The organism is Streptomyces sp. NRRL F-5126 (genome assembly GCF_000721265.1).
In the GTDB taxonomy this organism is placed as follows: domain Bacteria; phylum Actinomycetota; class Actinomycetes; order Streptomycetales; family Streptomycetaceae; genus Streptomyces.
The window spans coordinates 19,943-43,032 of sequence record NZ_JOFZ01000001.1 but is presented as its reverse complement, the minus strand read 5'-3'; the positions used below and the strand labels follow the sequence as shown (position 1 = coordinate 43,032).

The 23,090-nt window shown below is 73.0% G+C and carries 23 protein-coding genes; 12 read left to right on the top strand and 11 right to left on the bottom strand.

The window, feature by feature from the left end:
- Positions 1-16 precede the first annotated feature (16 nt).
- Genes IH48_RS0100225 through IH48_RS0100210 form a run of 4 tightly spaced genes read right to left on the bottom strand, consistent with a single transcriptional unit; the run spans position 17 to position 3,349 of the window.
- Complete coding sequence (locus IH48_RS0100225; RefSeq protein WP_030897378.1) at positions 17-379, bottom strand: hypothetical protein; 363 nt, start codon at positions 377-379, stop codon at positions 17-19.
- On the bottom strand, positions 376-1,275 hold the full coding sequence (locus IH48_RS0100220) for an extradiol ring-cleavage dioxygenase (protein WP_051838872.1): 900 nt from the start codon (positions 1,273-1,275) through the stop codon (positions 376-378). Before IH48_RS0100220 ends, IH48_RS0100225 begins: the two co-directional genes overlap by 4 nt.
- Positions 1,276-1,277: 2 nt before the next feature.
- Positions 1,278-2,180 carry a citryl-CoA lyase gene (locus IH48_RS0100215; RefSeq protein WP_078849366.1) on the bottom strand — a complete coding sequence of 301 codons (903 nt, stop codon included), beginning with the start codon at positions 2,178-2,180 and terminating at the stop codon, positions 1,278-1,280.
- Positions 2,177-3,349, bottom strand: coding sequence for a CaiB/BaiF CoA transferase family protein (locus IH48_RS0100210; RefSeq protein ID WP_420705438.1), 1,173 nt, complete (start codon positions 3,347-3,349; stop codon positions 2,177-2,179). The genes IH48_RS0100215 and IH48_RS0100210 overlap by 4 nt, the downstream gene beginning before the upstream one ends.
- A 174-nt stretch (positions 3,350-3,523) precedes the next feature.
- On the opposite strand from IH48_RS0100210, the gene IH48_RS0100205 reads away from it, so the two are divergent.
- A complete protein-coding gene (locus IH48_RS0100205) occupies positions 3,524-4,348 on the top strand; it encodes an IclR family transcriptional regulator domain-containing protein (RefSeq protein WP_051838870.1) in 825 nt (274 codons plus the stop codon).
- A gap of 9 nt (positions 4,349-4,357) precedes the next feature.
- Here the strand turns inward: IH48_RS0100205 and IH48_RS0100200 are convergent, their stop codons facing one another.
- Complete coding sequence (locus IH48_RS0100200) at positions 4,358-4,768, bottom strand: membrane protein (RefSeq protein ID WP_030897368.1); 411 nt, start codon at positions 4,766-4,768, stop codon at positions 4,358-4,360.
- A gap of 146 nt (positions 4,769-4,914) precedes the next feature.
- Here IH48_RS0100200 and IH48_RS0100195 point away from each other — a divergent pair, with 146 nt between their 5' ends.
- The gene (locus IH48_RS0100195) at positions 4,915-5,760 is read left to right on the top strand and encodes a MurR/RpiR family transcriptional regulator (RefSeq protein WP_030897365.1); all 846 of its coding nucleotides are present in this window, start codon (positions 4,915-4,917) and stop codon (positions 5,758-5,760) included.
- Positions 5,761-5,870: 110 nt separating this feature from the next.
- Positions 5,871-6,446 carry a hypothetical protein gene (locus tag IH48_RS0100190; protein WP_030897362.1) on the top strand — a complete coding sequence of 192 codons (576 nt, stop codon included), beginning with the start codon at positions 5,871-5,873 and terminating at the stop codon, positions 6,444-6,446.
- Between the two features lie 69 nt (positions 6,447-6,515).
- On the opposite strand, the gene IH48_RS0100185 is transcribed toward IH48_RS0100190, so the two are convergent.
- The 5 genes from IH48_RS0100185 to IH48_RS0100165 form a co-directional block, all read right to left on the bottom strand.
- A complete protein-coding gene (locus tag IH48_RS0100185) occupies positions 6,516-6,890 on the bottom strand; it encodes a hypothetical protein (RefSeq protein ID WP_030897359.1) in 375 nt (124 codons plus the stop codon).
- A 99-nt stretch (positions 6,891-6,989) separates the two neighbouring features.
- The gene (locus tag IH48_RS0100180; protein WP_078849365.1) at positions 6,990-7,424 is read right to left on the bottom strand and encodes a roadblock/LC7 domain-containing protein; all 435 of its coding nucleotides are present in this window, start codon (positions 7,422-7,424) and stop codon (positions 6,990-6,992) included.
- A gap of 40 nt (positions 7,425-7,464) precedes the next feature.
- Positions 7,465-8,241: a hypothetical protein gene (locus tag IH48_RS0100175; RefSeq protein WP_030897353.1), complete on the bottom strand. Its 777-nt coding sequence runs from the start codon at positions 8,239-8,241 to the stop codon at positions 7,465-7,467.
- Positions 8,238-8,636: a hypothetical protein gene (locus IH48_RS0100170; RefSeq protein WP_030897350.1), complete on the bottom strand. Its 399-nt coding sequence runs from the start codon at positions 8,634-8,636 to the stop codon at positions 8,238-8,240. Before IH48_RS0100170 ends, IH48_RS0100175 begins: the two co-directional genes overlap by 4 nt.
- 183 nt (positions 8,637-8,819) lie before the next feature.
- Positions 8,820-9,557, bottom strand: a complete 738-nt coding sequence (locus IH48_RS0100165; RefSeq protein ID WP_030897348.1) for an SDR family oxidoreductase — start codon at positions 9,555-9,557, stop codon at positions 8,820-8,822.
- A gap of 85 nt (positions 9,558-9,642) precedes the next feature.
- Here IH48_RS0100165 and IH48_RS0100160 point away from each other — a divergent pair, with 85 nt between their 5' ends.
- Positions 9,643-10,284: a TetR/AcrR family transcriptional regulator gene (locus IH48_RS0100160; protein WP_051838867.1), complete on the top strand. Its 642-nt coding sequence runs from the start codon at positions 9,643-9,645 to the stop codon at positions 10,282-10,284.
- A gap of 30 nt (positions 10,285-10,314) precedes the next feature.
- Here the strand turns inward: IH48_RS0100160 and IH48_RS0100155 are convergent, their stop codons facing one another.
- Positions 10,315-11,691, bottom strand: coding sequence for a diaminopimelate decarboxylase (locus IH48_RS0100155; RefSeq protein ID WP_030897344.1), 1,377 nt, complete (start codon positions 11,689-11,691; stop codon positions 10,315-10,317).
- Between the two features lie 119 nt (positions 11,692-11,810).
- Here IH48_RS0100155 and hutU point away from each other — a divergent pair, with 119 nt between their 5' ends.
- The 8 genes from hutU (at position 11,811) to IH48_RS0100115 (ending at position 23,066) form a co-directional block, all read left to right on the top strand.
- Positions 11,811-13,484, top strand: a complete 1,674-nt coding sequence (hutU, locus tag IH48_RS0100150) for a urocanate hydratase (RefSeq protein ID WP_030897342.1) — start codon at positions 11,811-11,813, stop codon at positions 13,482-13,484.
- A gap of 20 nt (positions 13,485-13,504) precedes the next feature.
- Positions 13,505-14,707 (top strand): allantoate amidohydrolase, encoded by a 1,203-nt coding sequence (locus IH48_RS0100145; RefSeq protein WP_030897340.1) that lies wholly within the window; start codon positions 13,505-13,507, stop codon positions 14,705-14,707.
- Complete coding sequence (locus IH48_RS0100140; RefSeq protein WP_030897338.1) at positions 14,704-16,083, top strand: formimidoylglutamate deiminase; 1,380 nt, start codon at positions 14,704-14,706, stop codon at positions 16,081-16,083. Before IH48_RS0100145 ends, IH48_RS0100140 begins: the two co-directional genes overlap by 4 nt.
- A gap of 56 nt (positions 16,084-16,139) precedes the next feature.
- Positions 16,140-17,345 (top strand): imidazolonepropionase, encoded by a 1,206-nt coding sequence (gene hutI / locus IH48_RS0100135; protein ID WP_030897336.1) that lies wholly within the window; start codon positions 16,140-16,142, stop codon positions 17,343-17,345.
- A gap of 227 nt (positions 17,346-17,572) precedes the next feature.
- Positions 17,573-18,727 carry a GNAT family N-acetyltransferase gene (locus IH48_RS0100130; protein WP_030897334.1) on the top strand — a complete coding sequence of 385 codons (1,155 nt, stop codon included), beginning with the start codon at positions 17,573-17,575 and terminating at the stop codon, positions 18,725-18,727.
- A 123-nt stretch (positions 18,728-18,850) separates the two neighbouring features.
- Positions 18,851-20,260 carry a glycosyltransferase family 2 protein gene (locus IH48_RS0100125; RefSeq protein ID WP_078849364.1) on the top strand — a complete coding sequence of 470 codons (1,410 nt, stop codon included), beginning with the start codon at positions 18,851-18,853 and terminating at the stop codon, positions 20,258-20,260.
- Positions 20,257-21,048, top strand: a complete 792-nt coding sequence (locus tag IH48_RS0100120; RefSeq protein ID WP_030897330.1) for a polysaccharide deacetylase family protein — start codon at positions 20,257-20,259, stop codon at positions 21,046-21,048. Before IH48_RS0100125 ends, IH48_RS0100120 begins: the two co-directional genes overlap by 4 nt.
- A gap of 131 nt (positions 21,049-21,179) precedes the next feature.
- On the top strand, positions 21,180-23,066 hold the full coding sequence (locus IH48_RS0100115; RefSeq protein ID WP_030897327.1) for a hypothetical protein: 1,887 nt from the start codon (positions 21,180-21,182) through the stop codon (positions 23,064-23,066).
- Positions 23,067-23,090 lie beyond the last annotated feature (24 nt).

The window sequence follows — 23,090 nt, the reverse complement described above, 5'->3', positions numbered from 1 at the left end:
CGGACGGTGCGACGCGTCAGGTGCTGATGTCGGGGTAGGGCCGTGTCACGTGGCCGAGTTTGCGGGCGTAGTCGAGTTGCATGCCGAGCGGCTCGTCGAAGTCGCGCTCGAACATCGCGATCCACAGGGTGAGCGTGAGGAACGGGTGCGCGCCCAACTCGAAGAGGGCCACATGGTCATGGGTGGCCAGCGCCCTGCGCTCCTCGTCGGTGAAGGAGAGCCAGGTGGTGTCCTCGGCGGCGGCGGTGCCCAGGATGCGGCCCGCCCGTTCCCTCTGCCACCAGGCGACGGTCCCCGCGGGGTCCTCGCGGTAGCGCTCGGTGAGCTCGTGCTCCCGGTCGACGGTGTAGAGGAACTTGTTGACCAGGTACTTGCTCATGCGCGTGACTCCTGCCCGGTGGCGGCGGCCGGGCAGTCGACAAGGGAGGGGTCCGGGTACCAGGTGAAGTAGGCCTCCATGGTGTGGAAGAGGCTGAGGTGGTCTGCGTAGTCGGCCGGCCGGTGTCCCGCGACCCCCATCATCAGCATGAAGTCCATGAATCCGTGTGTCGCGTTGCCGGGGGCGTGGAGGCTGTCGAGGGTGACGCCCGCCAGGCAGCCGTCGATGTCGCCCTCGGTGATCCACCCGACGGCCCGCTCGTCGAACTCCGGGTCGGGCCCGGTGGGGCCGAACTGGCGCGGGCCGCCGAGTTCGAGCGAGAGGTGGCCGGTGCCGATGACGGCGACGCGCAGGTGGCTGGGCCAGGCGTCGATGATCTCGCGGATGGTCCTGCCGAGCCGGACGAACCTTTCCGGCCGGGGCAGCGGCGGAGCGAAGATGTTGGTGTAGACGGGCACGATCGGCAGGTCGGCCTCGGGGCGGACGGTGACGATCGGGCAGGTGATGGAGTGGTCGACCCGCAACTCGTTGGAGAACGCGAGGTCGAAGCCGCGGTCCAGGCCCTCGCGCAGCATGTACGCCGAGAGGGCCTCGTCACCCTTGAGCAGCATCTTCGGCAGCCCGAACTCACGTTGCTCGTTCTCCCAGTTGGCGTCGTAGAAGGGCGCCTTGCCGATCAGGAACTGGGGCATGTTGCCGAGCCAGAGCTGATGGAAGTGGTCGGAGCCCACCATCACGAGCACGTCGGGCCGCGAGCGGGTCAGCGTCTCCCGGTAGGCCTCGACCTTGCGGACCCACTCCGCCGCGAACGGCGGGGCGTCGCCCGCGGGGAGTCGGCTGGTCCGGTAGTAGAACGGGTGGTGGGTGGTAGCGAGGATCGCGACGAGCTGAGCCATCGTCAGCCCTCCCCTGTCTCTTCGGACTCTTCTGTCTCTTCGGGCTGTTGTCTCTCCGAGGTGTCTTCCGGCGAAGCGGGGCGGGCCGCCGGCAGTCTCGCCGGGTCGACGAACTCGGCGTGCCGCTCGACGAAGAGGTAGGTGTCCATGCCGACCGGCATCCGCTCCTCCTCTGCGAGCTGGCCGAGCAGTCCGACGGCACGGGCGACCAGCGCGAAGCCGCGCAGCAGCTTGACGGGCAGCCCGAGGTCGGCGAGCCCGGCGCCCACGACGCCCGCACCGTTGAGCACGAGGGTGCGGCCGAGGAACTCAGGATGGACCCGGCCGATCGCCTCGAAGAGCGCCAGGTGCGGGCCGTAGCAGCCCTCCTCGGTGGCGATCGTGACCAGCGCGGGTGTGCGGGGGTCGAGGCGCTTGTGCACCGGGTGGCCGAGGCCTGGAATGATCCTCTGGTGCGCTCGCGCCTCGCGGACGGCGTCCCGGGCGGCCTCGTCCCACTGACCGGGGGTGGTGGGGACGGATCCGAGCCCGTCGATCACCCCGTGCAGGAACTGGCCGCAGTCCTCGGTCACGCCGAGGAAACGGGAGCCGCCGCCGAGCAGCCCGGCGGCCATCGCCCCCTGGACCGAGTCGGGCGCGGAGAGGTATGTCAGGCGCGCCGCGATCGCGGTCGGGGTGAAGCCGTGGTCGGCCAGCGCGAGGAGACAGGCGTCGAGCATCCGCACCTGGCCGGCCGTGGGCGTGCGCAGTGTGACCAAGCGGTAGGCCAGCTCGGTCAGGCCGACCGAGCCCATCAGGTCGTTCGCGAGGTCCTCGCCGAGCAGCGTGATGGTCGAGGCGGTGGACGTCCCGAGCGAGGTGGGGAAGCGGGGCCCGTCCTCGCCCTCGCCCGTGGGGCGGCTCATCGGGTTCCCTCCAGCCAGGCGCGGACTTCGGCCCTGATCTCGTCGCTCTGCTCGCCGACGGCGGGCGGCGGCAGGTCGTAGCGCTGCTGCGAGCGGGAGAACCGGATCGGGTTGCGCACCAGGGGCACGGTGCCCGCGCCGCTGCCGGCGCCCACCTCGACCACCGGCTCAAGACCGAGGCCGGTCGCGAACTCGACGCCCTCGGCGATGGAGTTGATCGGCCCGGCGGGCACGCCTGCCGCGACCAGGATGTCGAACCACTCGGCCTTGGTGTGCCGGGCGAGCGCCTTCTCCAGGAGCGGGCGGAGCGTCTCGCGGTGCGCCGTGCGGTCGCCGACGGTGCGAAAGCGCGGATCGTCGGCCAGCGCCGGTGCGCCGAGTGCCGTGCACAGGGCACGGAACTGCCGGTCGTTGCCGGCGATGACGATGATGTCGCCGTCGGCGGCGGGCAGCGGCTCGTAGGGGAACAGGCTCGGGTGGGCGTTGCCCATCCGCTGCGGGACCACGCCGCCCGCCGCGTACGCCCCGGTCTGGTTGACGAGGCCCGACAGCGCCGACGAGAGCAGGTTGACCTCGACGTGCTGGCCCTGCCCGGAGTTCTCGCGCTCGCGCAGCGCGGCGAGCACGCCGATCAGGGCGTGCATGCCGGTCATCACGTCGAAGACCGAGATGCCGGCACGGAACGGGGGCCCGTCGGAAGCGCCGGTCAGGCTCATCAGCCCGGACACCGCCTGGACGAGCAGGTCGTAGCCGGGCAGGTGCGCGCCGCCGCCCGAGCCGAATCCGCTGATCGACGCGTAGACGACGCCGGCGTTGACGGCCGCGACGCTGTCGTAGTCGAGGGAGTACTTCGCCAGTCCGCCCGGCCGGAAGTTCTCGATCATCACGTCGGCGCGCCGTGCGATGGCACGGGCGAGTTCGACGTCGCCGTCGTCCTTGAGGTCCAGTGCGACCGAGCGCTTGTTGCGGTTGATGGACAGGTAGTACGTCGAGACACCGTCCCGGGTCGGCGGCACCCACGTGCGGGTGTCGTCGCCGCCCGGTGCCTCGACCTTGATGACGTCGGCCCCGAGATCAGCCATCAGCATCGTGGCGTAGGGCCCGGCCAGGATGCGGGAGAAGTCGGCGACCAGGAGGCCGCTCAGCGGTCCGGATGGAGCATTGTCGATCACGTGGTCGTCCTGTCCGTATGCCGGTCATACGTCCGTACGGCGACCAATGTGGAGCCGTCGCGCGTTCTCGTCAAGGGTTTCGCCCGGTCGAAGGCCGAAGTGCGCCCCGATGGGGCGGCCGACCGGCGCCGTAGAGTGGGCCGGGACGGCGGGCGGACAGGGAGGCACCCGATGAGAGAGCGTGGGCGTGGCCCCGACTTCATCGAGGCGCTGGCGCGCGGGCTCGACGTGATCAAGGCGTTCGACGCCGCGTCCCCCGTGCTGTCGATGTCGGAGATCGCCCAGTGCACCGGTCTGGCGCGGCCGACCGTGCGCCGCATCCTGCTCACCCTCGAGGAACTCGGCTACGTGCGCTCCCGCGGGCAGGGCTTCTCGCTGACGCCGCGTGTCGTCGAACTCGGGATGTCGTACGTGCACTCGATGGGGCTGTGGGACATCGCCAGGCCCCGCATGGAGGAACTGGTCGCGAAGACGGGGGAGTCGTCCTCGATCGCGCAGCTCGACGGGTCCGACATCATGTACGTGGCGAGGGTGGCCGTGCCCAGGATCGTGGCGCTCCGGGTGGTCATCGGGACCCGGTTCCCGGCTGCCGCGACGTCTCTCGGGAAGGTGCTGCTCGCGGATCTTCCGCCCGGCGAGGTGGAGCCGGTGCTGGCCGAGCCCTCCCGTGCCGGTGTCGTGGCGCATCGGACACCGCCGCTGCCCGACCTGCTGGCCGAGCTCGAACAGATCCGCTCACGGGGCTGGGCCATGACGGACCAGGACCTGGCCGCCGGCATCCGGTCCGTCGCGGCGCCGGTCAGGGACGGCAGCGGGGCCGTCATCGCCGCCCTGAACGTGAACGCCCATGCTGCCGAGACCCCGCTCGGGGTGCTGAGGGACCGGCACCTGCCGCATCTGCTCGCGACCGCCGCGGCGATCAGCGGCGACTTCGCGGTGCGCGGGGCGATCCCGGAGTCGGACATCGCCCGGGGGGCGCCGCGGCCGGGTCCGTAGGTCGTCGGGTCAGTCGTCGCGTTCGGATTTGCGGTGGGAGCGGGCCCATGCCCCGAAGCGTGTCGAGTGGACCATGTTCACCCCGAGGATGCCGACCCAGGCCACCAGCAGGCCCGCGAGATGCCCGAGCGATCCCGCGATCGCCGAGAGCGGCACCGCGAGGACGAGGGAGACGATGCCGAAGCCGTGCCGCTCGCCGAAGCCCTCGTGCGTGGAGCGGGGGCTTGAGGCTCCGCGGGCCACGACCAGTTGCTGCTCCGCCAGCTCGCGGCGGATCTGCTTGTTCCGGCCGTCCAGGCGCTGGTCGATCTTGTCCAGGAACGAGTCCACGAGCGCGGAGTCGTACTCCTCGCCGAGCTCCCGGCGGGCCTGAAGGGTGGCGTTGAGCTCCTTCTTGAGCTCCGAGTCGTGGGTGTCCATACCTGATGACGGTACGGTGGAGCACCCTTCCGCGCAGTGGGGGTAGCCCCCCTCTTGCCGGTCGTGCAGGCCCTCGGAAAGCCACCCTCTGCATGGATATATGCAATCACGTGCGGTTGTGAATGGATCGCTGATACCTTGCCCGCATGAGCGACTCTCCCGCCGAGCGGATGCATCGGCTCTTCGAGGGGCACCGCCTCACGCCCGCACAGCGGCGCATCGCGCACTGCATGGTACGGCGGCCCGGCGAGGCGCCGTTCCTGTCCAGCGTCGAACTGGCGGAACTGGCAGGGGTCAGCCAGCCGTCCGTGACCCGGTTCGCCGTCGCGCTCGGCTTCGACGGCTACCCGGCGCTGCGCAGGCACCTGCGGGAGGTCGCGCCGGGCGCCGTGCCCGAGGAGGACGGCGGGGACAGCGAGTGCAACGCGTACCAGCAGGCCGTGCTCGCGGAGATCGACAACCTCAGGGAGCTCGCGGCGCTGCTCGCCGACCCGGCGCCCGTCGAGCGGGCGGGCCGGCTGCTCGCCGCGTCCAGTCCGCTGCCCGTGCTGGGCCTGCGGGCGGCCTCCTCGCAGGCGCGCGGCTTCGCGTACTTCGCGGCCAAGGTCCACCCCGACGTCCGCCTGCTCGACGAGGGCGGCAGCATGCTCGTCGACCGCCTCGACGCCGCACGGCGCAGCGGCGCGACCGCGCTGATCTGCTTCGCGCTGCCGCGCCACCCGCGCGAGGTGGTCGACGCACTCGCGCACGCGCGTGAGCTCGGGCTCACCGTCGTTACCGTCGCCGACTCGACGTTCGCGCCCGTCGCCGCGCACAGCGACGTCCTCATCCCGGCCGCGGTCGGCACGGGCCTCGCCTTCGACACGGTCTGCGCGCCCATGCTGCTCGGGCGCGTGCTGCTTGAGGCCATGTTCGACGAACTGCCCGACGCGCCGACCAGGCTCGAGGAGTTCGACGCCGCCGCCGTCGCGCGCGGGCTCTTCGCCGGGTAGCGCCGGCCCGTCGTTTCTCAGAGTGCGTTCAGCTTCTCTCATCACTCCCTCACCTCCGCTGGTTAACCTGCCGCCCCGGCAACCGGCGAGCGGAGCGGAGGAGGCACAGCGTGGCGCGCGGAGGACAGCAGTCCCTGGCACGGGTGGCGGTGGTCGTACGGGCGGGAGCCGTGCCGCTGTTCTGGCTCGGCGTGCTCTCCGCCGCGATCGGGCTGCTGGTGCCCGGCTTCACCGGCCGCCGTATCGGCGTCCTCGCCGGGGCCGCGCTGTTCGTGGTCTGCGCGGCGGTCGTCGCGCTCGTCAGGCGGGGCCGTTACCGCGCGTGGGCCGACCGCGCCTCTCGCGCGGGCAAGTTCGACTTCCTTCAGGACCGCGCCGTCACGCTGCACAACTGGCGCAAGGCTCACCGCTGGTGGCTGGCCGCGGCCTTCGTGCTCGGGATCGCCTGCTCGATCGCGGTTCCCGCCGCTTTCGGCATGGCCGTCGCCGGCGCGGGGGCCGGGCTCTGGCTGAAGGCGGTGTGGATCGGCCGCAAGGAGCGCGGCGCGGGCGCGGTCTACTGGGTGCGCACCGACTGGGCCGGCACCGGCCGCCCGGCGGGCAAGCAGGTCAAGGGCTACCGGACGACCGGCGTCGCGGCCGGCGACGCCGCGCCGGGCGGGGCGCGGCGCCGCGCGGGCCGCTGACGGGGCCGTCCAGGCCTGACGGCGCCGCGCGGGCGTGACGGGGCCGGCCGGCGGCCTTCGGCCCCCGGCTCAGACCTCCAGCGCCGCCTCGATGCCGGACAGCTGGTGGCGCGCCATAGCCAGATTCGCTCTGGTCCGATCCAGCGCGAGGTAGAGGAACAGCCCGTTGTTGCCCCGTCCCTTGAGCAGCCGGATCATGTGGTACTGGCCGCCGAGCGTGATCAGGATGTCCTCGATCTCGTCCTTGAGGCCGAGCAGCTCCAGCGTGCGCACCTTCGCTCTCACCACGTCGGTGTTGCCCGCGGCCGCGACCGTCAGGTCGAGGTCCTTGCCGCCGCCGACCGTGCCGAGCGCCATGCCGCTGGTGTAGTCGACGAGCGCGGCGCCGATCGCGCCGTCGATGGTGGTGAGGGCTTCCTTGAGTGACGCTTCCGTGTTGGCCATGGATGTCGCACTTCCTCTGGTTCTGGTGGCGCCCTTGGTCTGGCGGGGGCCACGGTTCTTCGGGGACGTGGGGGGTTTCGCGGGTGTGGAAGTCATCGGTCAGGCGTTCTCCAATCGTTCGAGTGCGCCGTCCACGAGTGCGCCGACGCGGGCGCTCGACCTGCGGGCCTCCAGGTGCAGCCGGCCCACGTTGACGCGCGGCTCGGCCAGCAGCGTCAGCACCGCGGACGAGCCCGCCGCGTACGTGGCGACGTAGCCGCGCTCGCCGCGTACGAGCAGCTCGCGGAAGGCGCCCTGACCCGTGGTGTCCGTCAGGCGCTGGGCGACGCCCAGCGCGGCGGCGGTCAGCGCCGCCACGCCTTCCGCCTCGTCGCCCGCCGTCTCCCGGGCGAGCACCAGCCCGTCGGCGCTCGCCGCGAGTGCACCCGTGACCTGCGGGAGGCGGGCCCTGAGCCGCCTCAGCTCGCCGAGGACGTCGGCCTCTGCCGTCAACAGCTGTCTCCTTTCGGCGCGTTGCCGCAGCGTGCGCCTCATGACGCGGTGGTCGGGGCATGGTCGGCGGGGGAGCGGGGGATCACAGGGTTGCCTCCAGGGCGTCGCGCAGCCTGCGCAGCAGGGCGATGTCGGGGTCGTCGGAGATGGCCGCGACCCATGGGGGCACCGCCCCGGCGGTCTCCTGCGGCGCGGGCGGCGGGCCCTGGGGCGTGTCCACGAGCCCAGCGGCGGCGAGCCGCCGCACGTCGAGCAGGGTGTGGAAGGCGGGCCGGCCGAGCGCCCAGGCGATCGTGGCCGGCGACCTGGTGCCGTCGGCCATGGCGAGCAGGTCGCGCTGCCTGCGGGTGACGGCCTGGCCCGGCGCGGGAGGGCGGGCGACGACGGGGGCGCTGTCGACGGCCTCGTACGGCCAGACCGCGTCGAGCAGTTCGCGGCGGCGGAGCGTTTCGCGCTCGACGGCGGCCGCGGACACGGGCCGCACGGTGCCGAACCAGTGGGCGACGCCGTAACGGAACCTGGTCGGCCCGCCGGCGGGCGCGAGTGCGAAGAACGCCGCGTCGAACATCGCGCCCAGGTGGCATATCTCCAGCTCGCCGCCGCCTACGCGGCCGCTGTCGACCAAGTGGCGACCCACCGCGCCGCGCGCGCCCGCCTTGTCGACGGCCTCCTGCCAGCTCGTGCGCGGCAGCCGGCCGCCCGCGGTGAGCAGGACGTCGACGCCGGGCGCGGCAGGGCTCTCCGCGTGCACGATCCGGCCATCGGAGAGGTAGAGGGTGCCGTGGTCGCGCAGCAGGGCGCCGGTCGCGCGCTCCTCGGCGAGGCGCAGCAGCATGGGGGAGACCGCGCGTCGGGTCATCCGAGCACCATCCGCTGTGCCAGCTGCCGCATGCGGATGCGGGCGAGCGCGAGGTTGCCGGTGGCGCCGTCGAGCCACAGGTGGATGAAGACGCTGCTGTCGAACGTCGTCTCCACGAAGCACAGGAGGTGGTAACCGGTGCGGGTCGAGACGATCACGTCCTCCACGGGCAGGCCCTTGTCCGCCTCGGAAGCCGCCGCTTCGGGCGCGAACGTCGCGTACTCGGCGGCGGCGCGCGCCAGTTCCGCCGTCTCGGCGGCCGTCGCCTCCGCGTCGCCGCCCGGGGACTCGCCCGCCGTGCCGAGGGCGAGCCCGCTCGTCCAGTCGACGACCGACGCGCCGCGCGCTCCCGGCAAGGCCATCGCCTCGTCCAGGCATGCGTCGATTCCGGGCACGCGGAGTCCCTCCCCCAGTCGGGTGTGCCGGCGCACACCCGTGCGGTAACTGTGACCGCGACACTACGCACTGCTTCCGGCGCTGGAGGGGCGTCGGCAATGTTCCGTCCGAAGATTCCCAGTTATGAACGTGGCATATGCGAGAACGCGTCTGATCGCGATCGTTTCCGATCGGACGTGCCGTCAGCCCTGGGCCGTGGGGCGGACGACGATGTCGCCGACGTCCACCTGGGCGGGCTGCTCGACCGCGAAGGCGATGGCGCGGGCGATCGCCTCCGGCGGGATGGCGATGCCGCGGCCGGTCTCCCGCACCCGGGCCCTGACCGACGGGCTGGTCACGGAGTCCGCGAACTCCGTGCCGACATAGCCCGGGGAGACCATGGTCACCCGCAGGTCGGGACCGGCTTCCTGACGCAGGCCCTCGGTGAGGGTGCGGACCGCGTTCTTCGTCGCGGCGTACACCGCCTGATCGGGGACGATGCGCAGGCCGGCGGTGGAGATCACGTTGACGAAGTGCCCGCGCCCTTGCTCCCGGAAGACCGGCAGCGCCGCCGCGATCCCGTGCAGGACGCCCTTGAGGTTGACGTCGACCATCCGGTCCCAGTCGTCGACGCGCAGTTCGTCGAGCGGCGAGATGGGGCCGATTCCGGCGTTGCTGACGAGGACGTCGAGCGCGCCGTACCGCTCGCGGGCGAGCGCGACCAGGCCCGCGAGGTCGGAGCGCCGCCGCACGTCCACCTCGGCCCAGGCGGCGCTGCCGCCGTCCGCCGTGATGCGGGCCGCCAGCGCCTCGAGCCGCTCGGCGCGGCGCGCCCCGAGGACGACCTTCGCGCCGCGGGCCGCCAGGAGTGACGCGGTCGCCGCTCCGATCCCGCTGCTCGCGCCCGTGAGAGCCACGACCTTGCCGTCGATTCCATCCATGATGACCTCGCATCCATTGAAGTAAGAGGGCTATCACTTTTAAAGTAAGAACCCTCTAACAAAGTTGTCAAGGAGGGATGCCGAGGTGGCCGGCGAGAGGGATGGAACGGAACGTGCGGGCGCGGCCGGGCGCGCGGGCACGCGTCCGGCCAGGGGGCGGCTCAGGGCGGCGCTGGTCGCCGAGAGCTTCGCACTGCTGTCCGAGTCGGGGCTCGCGGGATTCTCGGTCGCCGAGCTCGCCCGCAGGCTCGGCGTGAGCGCCGCGGCCCCCTACCGCCACTTCCGCGACCGCGACGAACTGCTCGCCGTCGTCGCCACGCAGGCCGCCCAGGAGCTCACGGGGGCGCTGCGGGCCGCCGCCGACGCGGGGGGCGCCGAACCGGTCGACCGGCTCGCGGCCGCCATCGGTGCCTACGTGCGCTACGTCGGCGCCCGCGGGGCCGGGCTCGACGTCGTCTACGCCCGGGAGCTGAGGCACCTGCGGAACGGCGAGCTGGCCGGGGCCGGACGGGAACTCATGGCGCTGCTGCTCGACCTCACCCGGGAGGCGGGCCACCCGGATCCCGCCCGGGCCCTGGCGGTGCTCGAGCAGCTCTTCGCGCTCGCCCACGGCTACACGGCCCTGGACGCGGGCGGCCTCCTCACCCACTCCCGCCTGTCCGACGAGGAGACCGCCGAGCGGGCCGCCCGGGCGGCCGCCGCCCTGGTCCGGGGCAACGCGATGTGAGGGGTGGGGCGCACGGCTCCTGCCCGGGCGTCAGATCAGCGCGTCCCGGTGGGCGCCGCCCGACTCGGCGACGATCTCCTCGACCGTCTGCGGCGTCCGCACCGTCGCGAAGGACACCGGACCGTCGTCCGGGGCCGTGAAGCCGTGCACGCCGGGCCGCGGCAGGCTGTTGTAGGCGTAGTGGTGCGCGAAGTAGTACGCCCCCGTGTCCAGCGCCGCGACCAGCTCGCCCTGCTCGATCCTGGGCAGCGGCCTGTCCGTCGCCAGCAGGTCGCCCGAGAAGCAGGCGGGGCCCGCCACGTCCTGGGCGATCGGCTCGCCGGTGCGCGGCTCGCCCTTCGCGTCGAACACGGCGATCCGCAGCGGCCACGACTGAGGCGCGTAGACCGTGCGCGTCGCCACCTGGACGCCCGCGTGCGTCACGGCTATGGGGCGCTTGCCTGCGGACTTCGTGTACTCGACCTTGGCCAGTACCGTGCCGTGCTTGGCGAGCAGGGACCTGCCGAACTCCGTCACCAGGCCGTACCTGCCGTCGAACAGCCCGGGCACCGTCTCCTTGAGCACGCGCACGTACTCCCCGTAGCCGGGCGTGTGCTCGTCCGAGGCGAAGTTCACCGGGAGGCCGCCGCCGATGTCGAGCGTGTCGATCTGCCGCCTGCCGGCCGCCGCGTTGATCTCCTCGGCCAGCTCGTACAGCGCCCTGATGCCCTCGGCGCTCAGCGCGAGCGGCACGCCCTGCGAGCCGGAGTGCGCGTGCAGCCGGGTCAGCCAGGGGCGGCGCGCGTACGCCTCGACGAGCCACTCGCGCGCGCCCTCGTCGCGCAGCGCCACCCCGAACTTCGACGTCGACGTGGCTGTCGAGGTCGCGCCGATCGAGCCCGTGCCGGTCTGCGGGTTGACCCGGACGCCGAGCGGGGAGGCCGTCTCGCGCCCGTCGACGAGCGCGTCGAGCCGCGCCAGCTCCTGGGCGTTGTCGGCGTTGACCGCGATGCCCAGGTCCAGCGCCTGCCGCAGCTCGGCGGTCGTCTTGGCGGGGGAGTCGAGCACGATCGCGCCCGCCGCCATCCCGGCGGCGCGCGCGAGCGCCAGCTCGCCCGGGCTCGCGACCTCGGCGCCCACGCCCTCCTCGCGCAGCAGCCGCACCACGGCGACGAGCGGCGAGGCCTTCACCGCGAAGGCGTGCAGCACCGGCGTGCCCGGCGGCAGCGCCGCGGCGAAAGCCGTGCGCAGCGCGGCGGCGGACTCGCGGATACCCGCCACGTCGAGCAGGCCCACCACGGGCTGCTCGTCGCTGATGAGCCCCTCGGCCACGGCAGCCCGCACGGCGCGCTCCCGCCTGGCGGCGGCCGCCTCGCCCCGGCCCGCCGCCCTGCCCTGTATGTCGGTCTCTGTCTCACCCGTGTGCATGTGCCCATCATGCTTGATGCGCCCATCGTCCCGCCGGGCCCTGTTGACTAAAAATATTCAGCACGTCAGGATATGAATAACCAGTTCACGCCGGATCGCTCGCGGAGGAGTAACCCGCCATGTCAGAGCCTCGCCTTGTCAGGGCCCCTCGCGGCTCCCAGCTCAGCGCCCTGGGATGGCAGCAGGAAGCCGCCCTGCGCATGCTCCAGAACAACCTCGACCCCGAGGTGGCCGAGCACCCGGAGAAGCTCGTCGTCTACGGCGGCACCGGCAAGGCCGCCCGCGACTGGCGCTCCTTCGACGCCATGGTCCGCACGCTGCGCACCCTCAAGCAGGACGAGACGATGCTCGTCCAGTCCGGCCGCCCCGTCGGCGTGATGCAGACCCACGAGTGGGCCCCGCGCGTCCTGATCGCCAACTCGAACCTCGTCGGCGACTGGTCGAACTGGGAGGAGTTCCGCCGCCTGGAGGCGCTCGGCCTGACGATGTACGGGCAGATGACCGCGGGATCCTGGATCTACATCGGCACCCAGGGCATCCTCCAGGGCACCTACGAGACGTTCGCGGCCGTCGCCGCCAAGCGCTTCAACGGCACGCTCGCGGGAACGATCACGCTCACCGCGGGCCTCGGCGGCATGGGCGGCGCCCAGCCCCTGGCCGTCACCATGAACGACGGCGTCGCCATCTGCGTCGACTGCGACCCGCGCGCCATCGAACGGCGCATCGAGCACCGCTACCTCGACGTGCGCGCCGACAGCGTCGAGCACGCCCTGCAACTCGCCGTCGAGGCCAGGGACGCCCGCCGCCCCCTGTCCATCGGCCTGCTCGGCAACGCCGCCGAGGTGCTGCCCCGGATGCTCGCCGACGGCGCCCCGATCGACATCGTCACCGACCAGACCTCCGCGCACGACCCCCTCTCCTACCTGCCGGTCGGCGTCGACTTCGACGACATGGCCGCCTACGCCGCCGAGAAGCCCGCCGACTTCACCACCCGCGCCCGCGAATCCATGGCCCGGCACGTCGAGGCCATGGTCGGCTTCCAGGACGCGGGGGCCGAGGTCTTCGACTACGGCAACTCCCTGCGCGGTGAGGCCAAGCTCGCCGGTTACGAGCGCGCCTTCGACTACCCGGGCTTCGTCCCCGCCTACATCAGGCCGCTGTTCTGCGAGGGCAAGGGCCCCTTCCGGTGGGCCGCGCTGTCCGGCGAGGCGTCCGACATCCACAAGACGGACAAGGCGATCCTCGACCTCTTCCCGGAGAACGAGTCGCTGCACCGCTGGATCACCCTGGCGCAGGAGCGCGTCCACTTCCAGGGCCTGCCCGCCCGCATCTGCTGGCTCGGCTACGGCGAGCGCGACCGCGCCGGCGAGCGCTTCAACGACATGGTGGCCTCCGGCGAGCTCGCCGCGCCCCTCGCGATCGGCCGCGACCACCTCGACACCGGCTCCGTCGCCTCCCCCTACCGCGAGACCGAGGCCATGCGCGACGGCTCCGACGCCATCGCCGACTGGCCGCTGCTCAACGCCATGGTCAACGTCTCCTCCGGCGCCTCCTGGGTCTCCATCCACCACGGCGGCGGCGTCGGCATGGGCCGCTCCCTGCACGCGGGGCAGGTCACGGTCGCCGACGGCACACCCCTCGCGGGCGAGAAGATCCGCCGCGTCCTCACCAACGACCCGGGCATGGGCGTCATCCGCCACGTCGACGCCGGGTACGAGGAGGCCGAGGCCGTCGCCGAGGCCAAGGGCGTCCGCGTCCCGATGCGCGAGCAGGCGCAGGAGGAGGGCAAGTGACCACCGCCGCCTTCCAGACGATGTGGGACGACCTCGCGCGCATCGGACGCGAGGCCTCCACCGGCGGCTACCGCCGCTACGCCTGGACGGGAGCCGACACCGACTGCCGCGCCTGGTTCCGCGAGCAGGCCGAGTCCAGGGGCCTGCGCAACGAGACCGACCGCAACGGCAACCTGTGGGCGTGGCTCGGCGACCCCGAGGCCGGGGACGCCGTCGTCACCGGCTCCCACCTCGACTCCGTCCCCGACGGCGGAGCCTTCGACGGCCCGCTCGGCGTCGTCTCCGCCTTCGCGGCGCTCGACGAACTCCGTGCCCGCGGCACGCGACTCACCAAGCCGCTCGCCATCACCGCCTTCGGCGACGAGGAGGGCGCACGCTTCGGCGTCGCCTGCGTCGGATCCCGGCTGTCGGCCGGCCAACTGACCCGCGAGCAGGCCCAAGCCCTCCGAGCCGCCGACGGCACCACGCTGCCGCAGGCCATGGAGGCCGCCGGCTACGACCCCGACGCCATCGGCCCCGACCCCGAACGCCTCGGCCGCATCGGCGCGCTCGTGGAACTGCACGTCGAACAGGGCCGGGCGCTCGACCTCACCGACGCGCCCGTCGGCCTCGCCTCCGCCGTGTGGCCGCACGGCCGCTGGCGGTTCGACTTCCACGGCGAGGCCAACCACGCGGGCACCACCCGCATCGAGGACCGCCGTGACCCGATGCTGCCCTACGCGGAGACCGTGCTCGCGGCCCGCCGCGAGGCGGAACTCGCCGGTGCTCTCGCGACCTTCGGCAAGGTCCTCGTGCAGCCCGGTGGTGTCAACGCCATCCCCTCCCTCGTCAGTGCCTGGCTCGACTCCCGAGCCGCCGACCCCTCGTCCCTCGACACCGTCGTCGGCGCCGTCGAGTCGGCCGCCCGCGACGCGGCCACCCGCTCAGGCGTCCAACTCGACGTCGTACGCGAGTCCTTCACACCCCTCGTGGAGTTCGGCCACGCCCTGCGTGACGAACTCGCCCGTATCCTCGGCCGTACCTCCACCACCCCGCTCCCCGTGATCCCCTCGGGCGCGGGACACGACGCGGGGATACTCTCCGCCTCCGTCCCGACCGCCATGCTGTTCGTGCGCAACCCCACCGGGATCTCGCACTCCCCGGCGGAGTCCGCCACCGAGGACGACTGCGTGGCCGGCGTGCGCGCCCTCGCCGACGTACTGGAAGGACTCGCGTGCGCATGAGCACCAGCGCCGCCGGCAGCAGCGCCGCCACCTACTGGCTCGAGCACGCCTGGCTCGGCAGTCGCGTCGAGCCGGGCGTGACGGTCGAGACCTCGAACGGCCGCATCACCGCCGTCCACCCGGGTGTCCCGGCGCCACCGCCCGGCGCGGCCGCACTGCGCGGCCTCACCGTGCCCGGCCTGGCCAACGCCCACAGCCACGCCTTCCACCGCGCCCTGCGGTCCGAGGTGCAGGTCGGCAGCGGCACCTTCTGGACCTGGCGCGACGTCATGTACGGCACGGCCGCCCGCCTCACACCCGACACGTACCACGCGCTGGCCCGCGCCACGTATGCCGAGATGGCCCTCGCGGGGATCACCGCCGTCGGCGAATTCCACTACCTGCACCACGCGCCCGACGGCACTCCCTACGCCGACCCCAACGCCATGGGCGAGGCCCTCATCGCCGCCGCCGCCGAAGCCGGCATCCGCATCACCCTCCTCGACACCCTGTACCTCTCCTCCGCACCCTCGGCGAAGCGCGGTGGCGCGCCCCTCACCCGCGAGCAACTCCGTTTCTCCGACGGCACCGCCGACGACTGGGCCGAGCGCGTCTCCGCCCTGCGGCCGGCCGACCCCGGCCAGGCACTCATCGGCGCGGCCCTCCACTCCGTACGCGCCGTGCCCGCCGATCAGATGGCCACCGTCGCCGCCTGGGCCGAGGCGCACGACGCGCCCCTGCACATCCACCTGTCCGAGCAGACCGCGGAGAACGACGCCTGCCGCGAGGTGCACGGCCGTACTCCGGCCGCGCTCCTCGCCGATCACGGTGTGCTGGGCCCCCGCACCACGGCCGTACACGCCACGCACCTGACCGACCAGGACGTCGAACTCATCGGCTCCTCCCGTACCGGCACGTGCATGTGCCCGACGACCGAGCGCGACCTCGCCGACGGCATCGGCCCCGCCGTCGCCCTCGAAGCGGCGGGCTCCCCCCTCTCGCTCGGCAGCGACAGCCACGCCGTCATCGACCTGCTCGAAGAGGCCCGCGCCATGGAGCTCGACGAGCGCCTGCGCACCCGCAGGCGCGGCCACTGGACCGCGGCCGCACTGCTGCGCGCGGCATCGGCCACAGGCCACGCGGCCCTCGGCCGCCCCGACGCGGGCGTCATCGAGCCGGGAGCGCCCGCCGACCTGGCGACCGTCGCCCTCGACTCCGTCAGAACGGCGGGTGCACGGCCTGCGATCGGTGCGGAGACCGCCGTATTCGCCGCGTCAGCGGCCGACGTGCGCCATACCGTGGTGGCCGGCCGCCACGTCGTACGGGACGGCGTGCACACGCTCGTGCCCGACGTGCCCACCGCGCTCGCGGACGCGATAGCGGCGCTGCGCCCCTGACCGGGCCCACGAAGACGTCACCACGCACGCGCCCCAGGAAGGAACACAGCACCGCGATGACGACACTCGTCACCCACATCGCCAGCCTGGTCACCAACGATCCCTCCCTCGGATCGGGGTCCCCCCGTACGAACACGGCCGAGAGCGCGGGAGGCGCCCCTGTCGGACTGATCCAGGACGCGGCCGTCGTCATCGACGGCGACCGCATCGCCTGGGTCGGTGAATCAAGCAAAGCACCCGCCACTGACAATCGGGTCGACGCCGGGGGCAGGGCGGGCATCCCCGGCTTCGTCGACTCCCACTCCCACCTGGTCTTCGCGGGCGACCGCACCGCCGAGTTCAACGCCCGCATGTCCGGCCGCGCCTACTCGGCCGGCGGGATCCGCACCACCGTCGCCGCGACCCGTGCCGCCACCGACGAGCAGCTCGCGGCGACCCTCGACCGCTACCTCGCCGAGGCGCTGCGGCAGGGGACCACCACCTTGGAGACCAAGTCGGGCTACGGCCTCACCCCCGACGACGAGTCACGCGCCCTGCGCATCGCGGCATCCCGCACCGACGAGGTCACCTACCTCGGCGCCCACATCGTCGCCCCCGAACTCGCCGACGACCCCGCGGCCTACGTCGGCCTCGTCACCGGCGACATGCTCGACGCCTGCGCCCCGCACGCCCGCTGGGTCGACGTCTTCTGCGAGCAGGGGGCCTTCGACGGCGACCAGGCACGTGCCGTGCTCACCGCGGGGATGAAGAAGGGGCTGCTGCCCCGCATCCACGCCAACCAGCTGACGTACGGCCCCGGCGTCCAGCTCGCCGTGGAACTCGGTGCCGCATCCGCCGACCACTGCACCCACCTCACCGACGCGGACGTGGACGCGCTGGCCCAGAGCGACACCGTCGCCACACTGCTGCCGGGTGCCGAGTTCTCCACCCGCGCCGAATGGCCGGACGCCCGCCGCCTGCTCGACGCCGGTGCCACCGTGGCGCTCGCCTCCGACTGCAACCCCGGCTCCTCGTTCACCTCTTCCGTGGCGTTCTGCATCGCCCTCGCCGTGCGCGACATGGGCATGACGCCCGACGAGGCCGTCTGGTCCGCCACCGCGGGCGGCGCCGCGGCCCTGCGCCGCTCCGACGTCGGCCGGATCACCGTCGGGGCCCGCGCCGACCTCGTCCTCCTCGACGCCCCCAGCCACGTCCACCTGGCCTACCGGCCGGGTGTGCCGCTGGTCTCCTCGGTGTGGCAGGCGGGGCGGAAGGTCGTCTGAACCACTGGCCGCCGGTCCTCCGAATCACCGGCTGCCGCACAACAGTTGGCCCGTTCGTCACCCCCGTACCATCCGCCCCACGGGAAGGCCGGAAGCCCTGTCCCCGGAGTGGGCGGGCCGGTAACGTCCTGTTCCGCATGCGGGCACCACGGAGATCGTGGACCCGCGGGGGATGGTGCCCAGAGCACCGCGACCGGGGGGTCGAGTTGAGCGTTGTGCACGGTGCCGTGCGAATCCGGGTGGTCGCGCCGGAGGAGCTGGGCGCAGCCGAGATCGAGGCGTGGCGCGCCTTACGCGCCGGGTCGGGGGCCCCGCTGAACCCCTTCATGGAGCCCGAGTTCACCCGGGCGGTGGGCAGGGTCCGGCCGGCCGCACGGGTCGCCGTGGTGACGGAGGCGCCCGGCACGGCCCGGAACGAGTACGCGGCTGCCGGGGCCGGGACGGGAGCCGGGCCCGCGGCCGGAGCGGGAGCCGGGCCGGGCCCTGTCGGCTTCTTCCCGTACGAGGCGGGCTCCCTCGGACGCGGCCGCGCCATCGGCCTTGGCGTGTCCGACAGCCAAGGGGCCGTTCTGCGGCCCGGTCTGCGCCTCGGCGCCCGCGATCTGATGCGCGCCTGCTCACTTTCGGCCTGGGAGTTCGACAACCTGGAGGACGGGCAGGCGGGATTCCTGCCCTACGCGGCCGAAGGGTTCGAGTCACCCGTCATCGACATGGGGGACGGCTACGAGGCGTACGAGGCCGGCCTGCGCCTGAGCGCCCCCAAGTTCTACAGGACCACGACGGCCAAGGAGCGGCGCCTCGGACGGCAGGCGGGCGAGGTCCGCTTCGTCTTCGACGAGCGGGACCCGGCGGCGCTGGACGCGCTGATGGCGTGGAAGTCCGCTCAGTACAGGCGGACGGGCCGCCGCGACCGGTTCGCCAAGGACTGGATACGCGACCTGGTGCGGCTGCTCGCGAACACCCGGACGCCGGGCTGCTCCGGCGTGCTGAGCGTGCTGTACGTGGCGGGCCGGCCGGTCGCCGCGCACTTCGGCCTGCGCTCCGCGACCGTACTGTCCTGCTGGTTCCCGGCGTACGACACGGAGTTCGCGAAGTACTCGCCCGGCCTCGTCCTGCATCTGCGGATGGCGGAGGCGGCCGCGGCGGAAGGCATCCGCATGCTCGACCTCGGGCGGGGGGCCGCGGAGTACAAGGACTCGCTCAAGAACGGCGCGCTCACGGTCTACGAAGGCTCGGCCGTGCGCCCGGGGCCGCTGGCCGTGCTCCACCGGGCGAGCAGGGAGCCGGGCCGCCGCATCCACAGCTTCGTGAGGAACAGACCGGTGCTCGCCTCGCTCGCGCAGCGCACGCTCAACCAGGTCGGCAGGGTACGGGCACGCTGATCGTGCGTGACGTTCTGCCTCCGGCGGGGTCAAAGGAACAGGGGAGGGATCGGCGCACACGGCGCGGAGCGGCTCGCCGGGCTCGGAGCACGACACGGACAGTGGTACAGAACAGGGGGGACCATGCCGTACAGAGATGTGCCACCGCAGTTGACGGCGCGTGGCCGCCGAGCGCCGGGGGCGGGTGGCGCGGTGGCCGAGGAGACGCCGGCCGCGCCGGGGCCCGCCTCGATCGCCGTCGCCGACCTCGACCTCGCGGGTCCTGACGGGCCGGTGCTGTCCTGCACGCCCGCGTCCGGCGGCCCCGAACCGGTGCCCGGCGGTGACGCGTATGCGCTGGTCCGCCTCGGCGGTGTGCCGGTGGCCACGGTCCTGACGCACATCCCGCGGGGCGCGGATCCGGCGGAGACACTCGCGGCGGCCTACCGCGCCCACCGTGCGGCCGGGACGGCCGGCGGCGTGCAGGCCGGGTCCTGTGACCGCGCCGAGCGGACCGCTCAGCCGCCGCGCACGGCGGTCGTCGTCGCGACGCGTGAGCGGGCGGGCCGCCTTGCCCGGGCTCTCGACTCCCTGCTCGCCCAGGAGCACCCCGACTTCGGGGTCATCGTGGTGGACAACGCTCCCGCCACGCCGACCACACGCGACCTCGTGACGTACGCGTACGCCGACCGCGTCACCTATGTGCGCGAACCCGTGCCGGGCCTCGCCGCCGCCCACAATCGCGGGCTTGCGGCCGTGCCCTCCGGCACGGACGTCGTCGCGTTCACCGACGACGACGTCGTCGCCGATCCCCATTGGCTGGCCTCGCTCACCGCGCCCTTCGCGGCGGATCCGCGCCTCGGCTGCACCACCGGGCTGATCCTGCCCGCACGCCTCACGACACGCGCACAGATCCTGCTGGAGAGCCACGGCGGCTTCGCCAAGGGGTTCACGCCACGCCTGTACGACCCGGCCGCGCCACCGGCCGACGAGCCGCTGTTCCCGTTCACCGCGGGCAGCTTCGGCTCCGGCGCCAACATGGCCTTCCGCACGGAGGTTCTGCGCGCTGTCGGCGGCTTCGACCCGGCCACGGGCACGGGTACCGCCGCGCGCGGGGGCGACGACCTCTACGGATTCGTACGAGTCCTCAGCGAGGGCCACCGGCTGCGGTACACGCCGGACGCGCTCGTGTGGCACCACCACAGGGAGACCTGGCAGGACCTCAGAAGCCAGGCCTACGGCTACGGCGCGGGCCTCACGGCCTACCTCACCGCGGTCCTGGTGCGGCGCCCGGCCCTGCTGCCGGCGCTGCTCGCGAAGATGCCGCGCGGCCTGGCGCACGCGCGCGCCATCACGGCCCACCGGCCGACGGCACCAGGTGCCGGTGCGGGTGCGGGTGTGGCGGACGGACGGCCGGCCGTACCCGGAGCGCACGGCGCACAGGGCCACGCATGGCCGCGATCGCTGTCCCGGCTCGAACGCAGGGGCATGGTGTACGGGCCCCTGGGCTACGCCAAGGCGCGGTTCGCGCAGCGGGGGAGGCGGCGGACATGACACCCGTACCAGTGCTGCTCTACCACGCGGTGATGCTCGATCCACCGGCCTGGATAGCGGAGTTCACGGTCACGCCGCGTGTGTTCGCCGCGCAGCTCGACGCGATCGTCGCGAGCGGGCGCGCGCCCGTCACCGCGAGCACGTACGTCGCGGGCCTCGCCGGCCGGGCGGAGCTGCCCGCGAGGCCGGTCGTGCTGACCTTCGACGACGGCTTCGCCGACCTGCCGGGGCCGACGGCCGAGGCGCTCGCGGCCCGGGGGCTGCCCGCCACCGCGTACCTCACCACCGGCGCCGTCCAAGGAGGCGGTGGCAGCCTGCTGCCGCCCGCGCCGATGATGGCGCTGGCACAGGCCGCCGAACTGGAGGCGCACGGCATCGAGATAGGTGCCCACACGGTGACGCACCCGCAGCTCGACACGCTGCCCGCGGGCGACCTGCGCCGCGAGCTCGGCGAGTCGAAGGGCGTACTCGAGGACGCCCTCGGGCACCGGGTCGACCACCTGGCCTACCCGCACGGCTACAACAGCCGGGCTGTGCGCGCCGCCGCCGCGTCGGCGGGGTACGCGTCCGCCGCGGCCGTACGGCACGCACTGAGCTCGCCGGCCGACGAGGCCTACCGGATAGCCCGGTTGATCGTGCGCCGATCGCACACGGCCGCCGACGTCGCGTCGTGGATGGCGGGCGAGGGGGCGCGTGTCGCCCCGTTCCCCGATGCGCCGAAGACGGTCGGCTGGCGGCTCTACCGCCGGGCGCGCGCCCGGGTGCGCGGCCCGGAGTTCGCGGGTTAGCCGGCAGCGGGCGCGTGAGGGGACACGGACGGGGATGGCAGCGAACCACCGGGCGAACCATCGGGGCCGAGAGAGAGCCGGGACGTGACAGACAGCCGTAGTACCACCGAGACATCAGGGGGAGCAGGACCGTGGCACAGCACGAGATGTCTGCGCCGGGCGGCGCGCACCGCACGCTGACACGGGAGCGTTCACGACGCCTTCCGGTCAGCCCGGCACGGCTGCTGACGTGGCTGCCGCTGCCGGTCGGCGCCGCCCTGTGGGCCTGGTCGCTGCCGAGGATCGTCTTCCGCGACATGGACGACTTCGGGTTGCTCGACCGCTTCCCCATCGCCTTCTACGCCTCGCTCGCCGTCCTCACCGTCGGCTTCATCGCGTCCCTGCGCCGCGCGGGGACCGCCCCGTGGTGGCCGCTGACGTACAGCCTCGGCATGCTGTTCGCTCTCAAGGCGCCCACGGCGCTGCTGTACCACACGGTCCGCTACGCCTGGGCGTCCAAGCACGACGCGGTCATCGCGCGTCTGCTCACCGAGGGCACGGTCCATCCGCACCACGCGCTGAACGGCGGCATGTCCGCCTACGACCAGTGGCCCGGGTTCTTCTCCCTCAACGCGGCCCTGATCCGGGCATTCGGCGTGCACGGCGCCGCCGTCTACACGAACTGGGCGCCCGTCATATACGGCGCCCTGATGCTGCCGATCCTCGTGGTCATCTACCGGACGTTCACCGACGACTGGCGGCTCGTGTGGACCGCGGTGTGGATCTTCCAGCTGGCCAACTGGGTCGGCCAGGACTACCTCTCGCCGCAGGGCTTCGCCTACGTGCTGTTCCTCGCGGTCTTCGCCGTCGTGCTGCGGCACTTCGTACGGCCGGGCACGGCCGGCCGGCTGCGCGAGCGGGACGCACTCGACCCGGCGGCCGCGCCGGTACCGCCCGCGACGACCTGGCGGCAACGGGCGCTCGGTGTGGTGCTGCTGGCGCCGCTGATCGCGGCCATCAACTCCGCTCACCAACTGACGCCGGTGATGCTGTGCGTGACGCTGTTCGCGTTCTGCCTCACCCGGCGCTACCGCAACATCGGGCTGTTCGCGGTCGCCGTGGTCATCATGGGCGTCTGGGACCTCACCATGGGCAGGCCGCTCTTCGTCGACACCATGAAGACGCTCAGCGGTCAGCTCGGCGACCTGCTCAGCAACGCCAAGCCCGGGATCGGCGGCAACCCGACCGGTGAGGGCGCCGAGCTCGTCGGCATGGTCAACATCATCATGGTGGTCGCCCTCGGGGTCCTGGCCGTGGCCGCCGTCCTGCTGCGCCGCCGCCTCGCGAGATCGGCGCTGCCACTGCTGCTCGCGGCGATCGCGCCCGTGCCGCTCCTCGCCGTCAACAACTACGGCGGCGAAATGGTCTTCCGCGTCTACCTGTTCGGCCTGCCGGGCGCCGCGTTCTTCGCGGCCGCCGCGCTCGTCCCGTCCGTGGCGTACGCCGGCAGGGCCAGGAGGATCGCCCAGCGGGCCATGGTGGTCGCCCTGCCGGCCGGGGCGCTGGTGCTGCTCGCCGGCTTCCTGCCCTCGTACTACGGCAAGGAGAGCATGCAGTACGCGCCGCCCCAGGAGGTCGCGTTCGTGAAACGCGCCTACGACAGGGCACCGACCGGCGCGCTCGTCATGGCGGCCACGGGTTCCTTCCCCGACGCGTACTACCACTACAACCACTACGACCACTGGTTCTTCACCGAGCAGGACGCGGCGGCCAACCGCAAGCTCCTCAAGGATCCCGGCGACTACCTGGCGGGCGGGATACCCGACGGCTGTCCCGCCTTCATCATCCTCACGCCCACGCAGCGCGACGCGGTGCAGGGCGAGGGGTACCTGCCGACGGGCGGTTACGACCGGCTGGTCGCCGAGCTCAAGCGGTCCCCGCACTTCAAGATCGTCGAGAACACCAGCCACGGCCTGCTCCTCGAACACCTGCCCCTGCCCACGAAGCCCGAGCCCCTGCCACCGGACGTCGAGCCCTGATCCCGACCGCCCCGCCGCGACCAC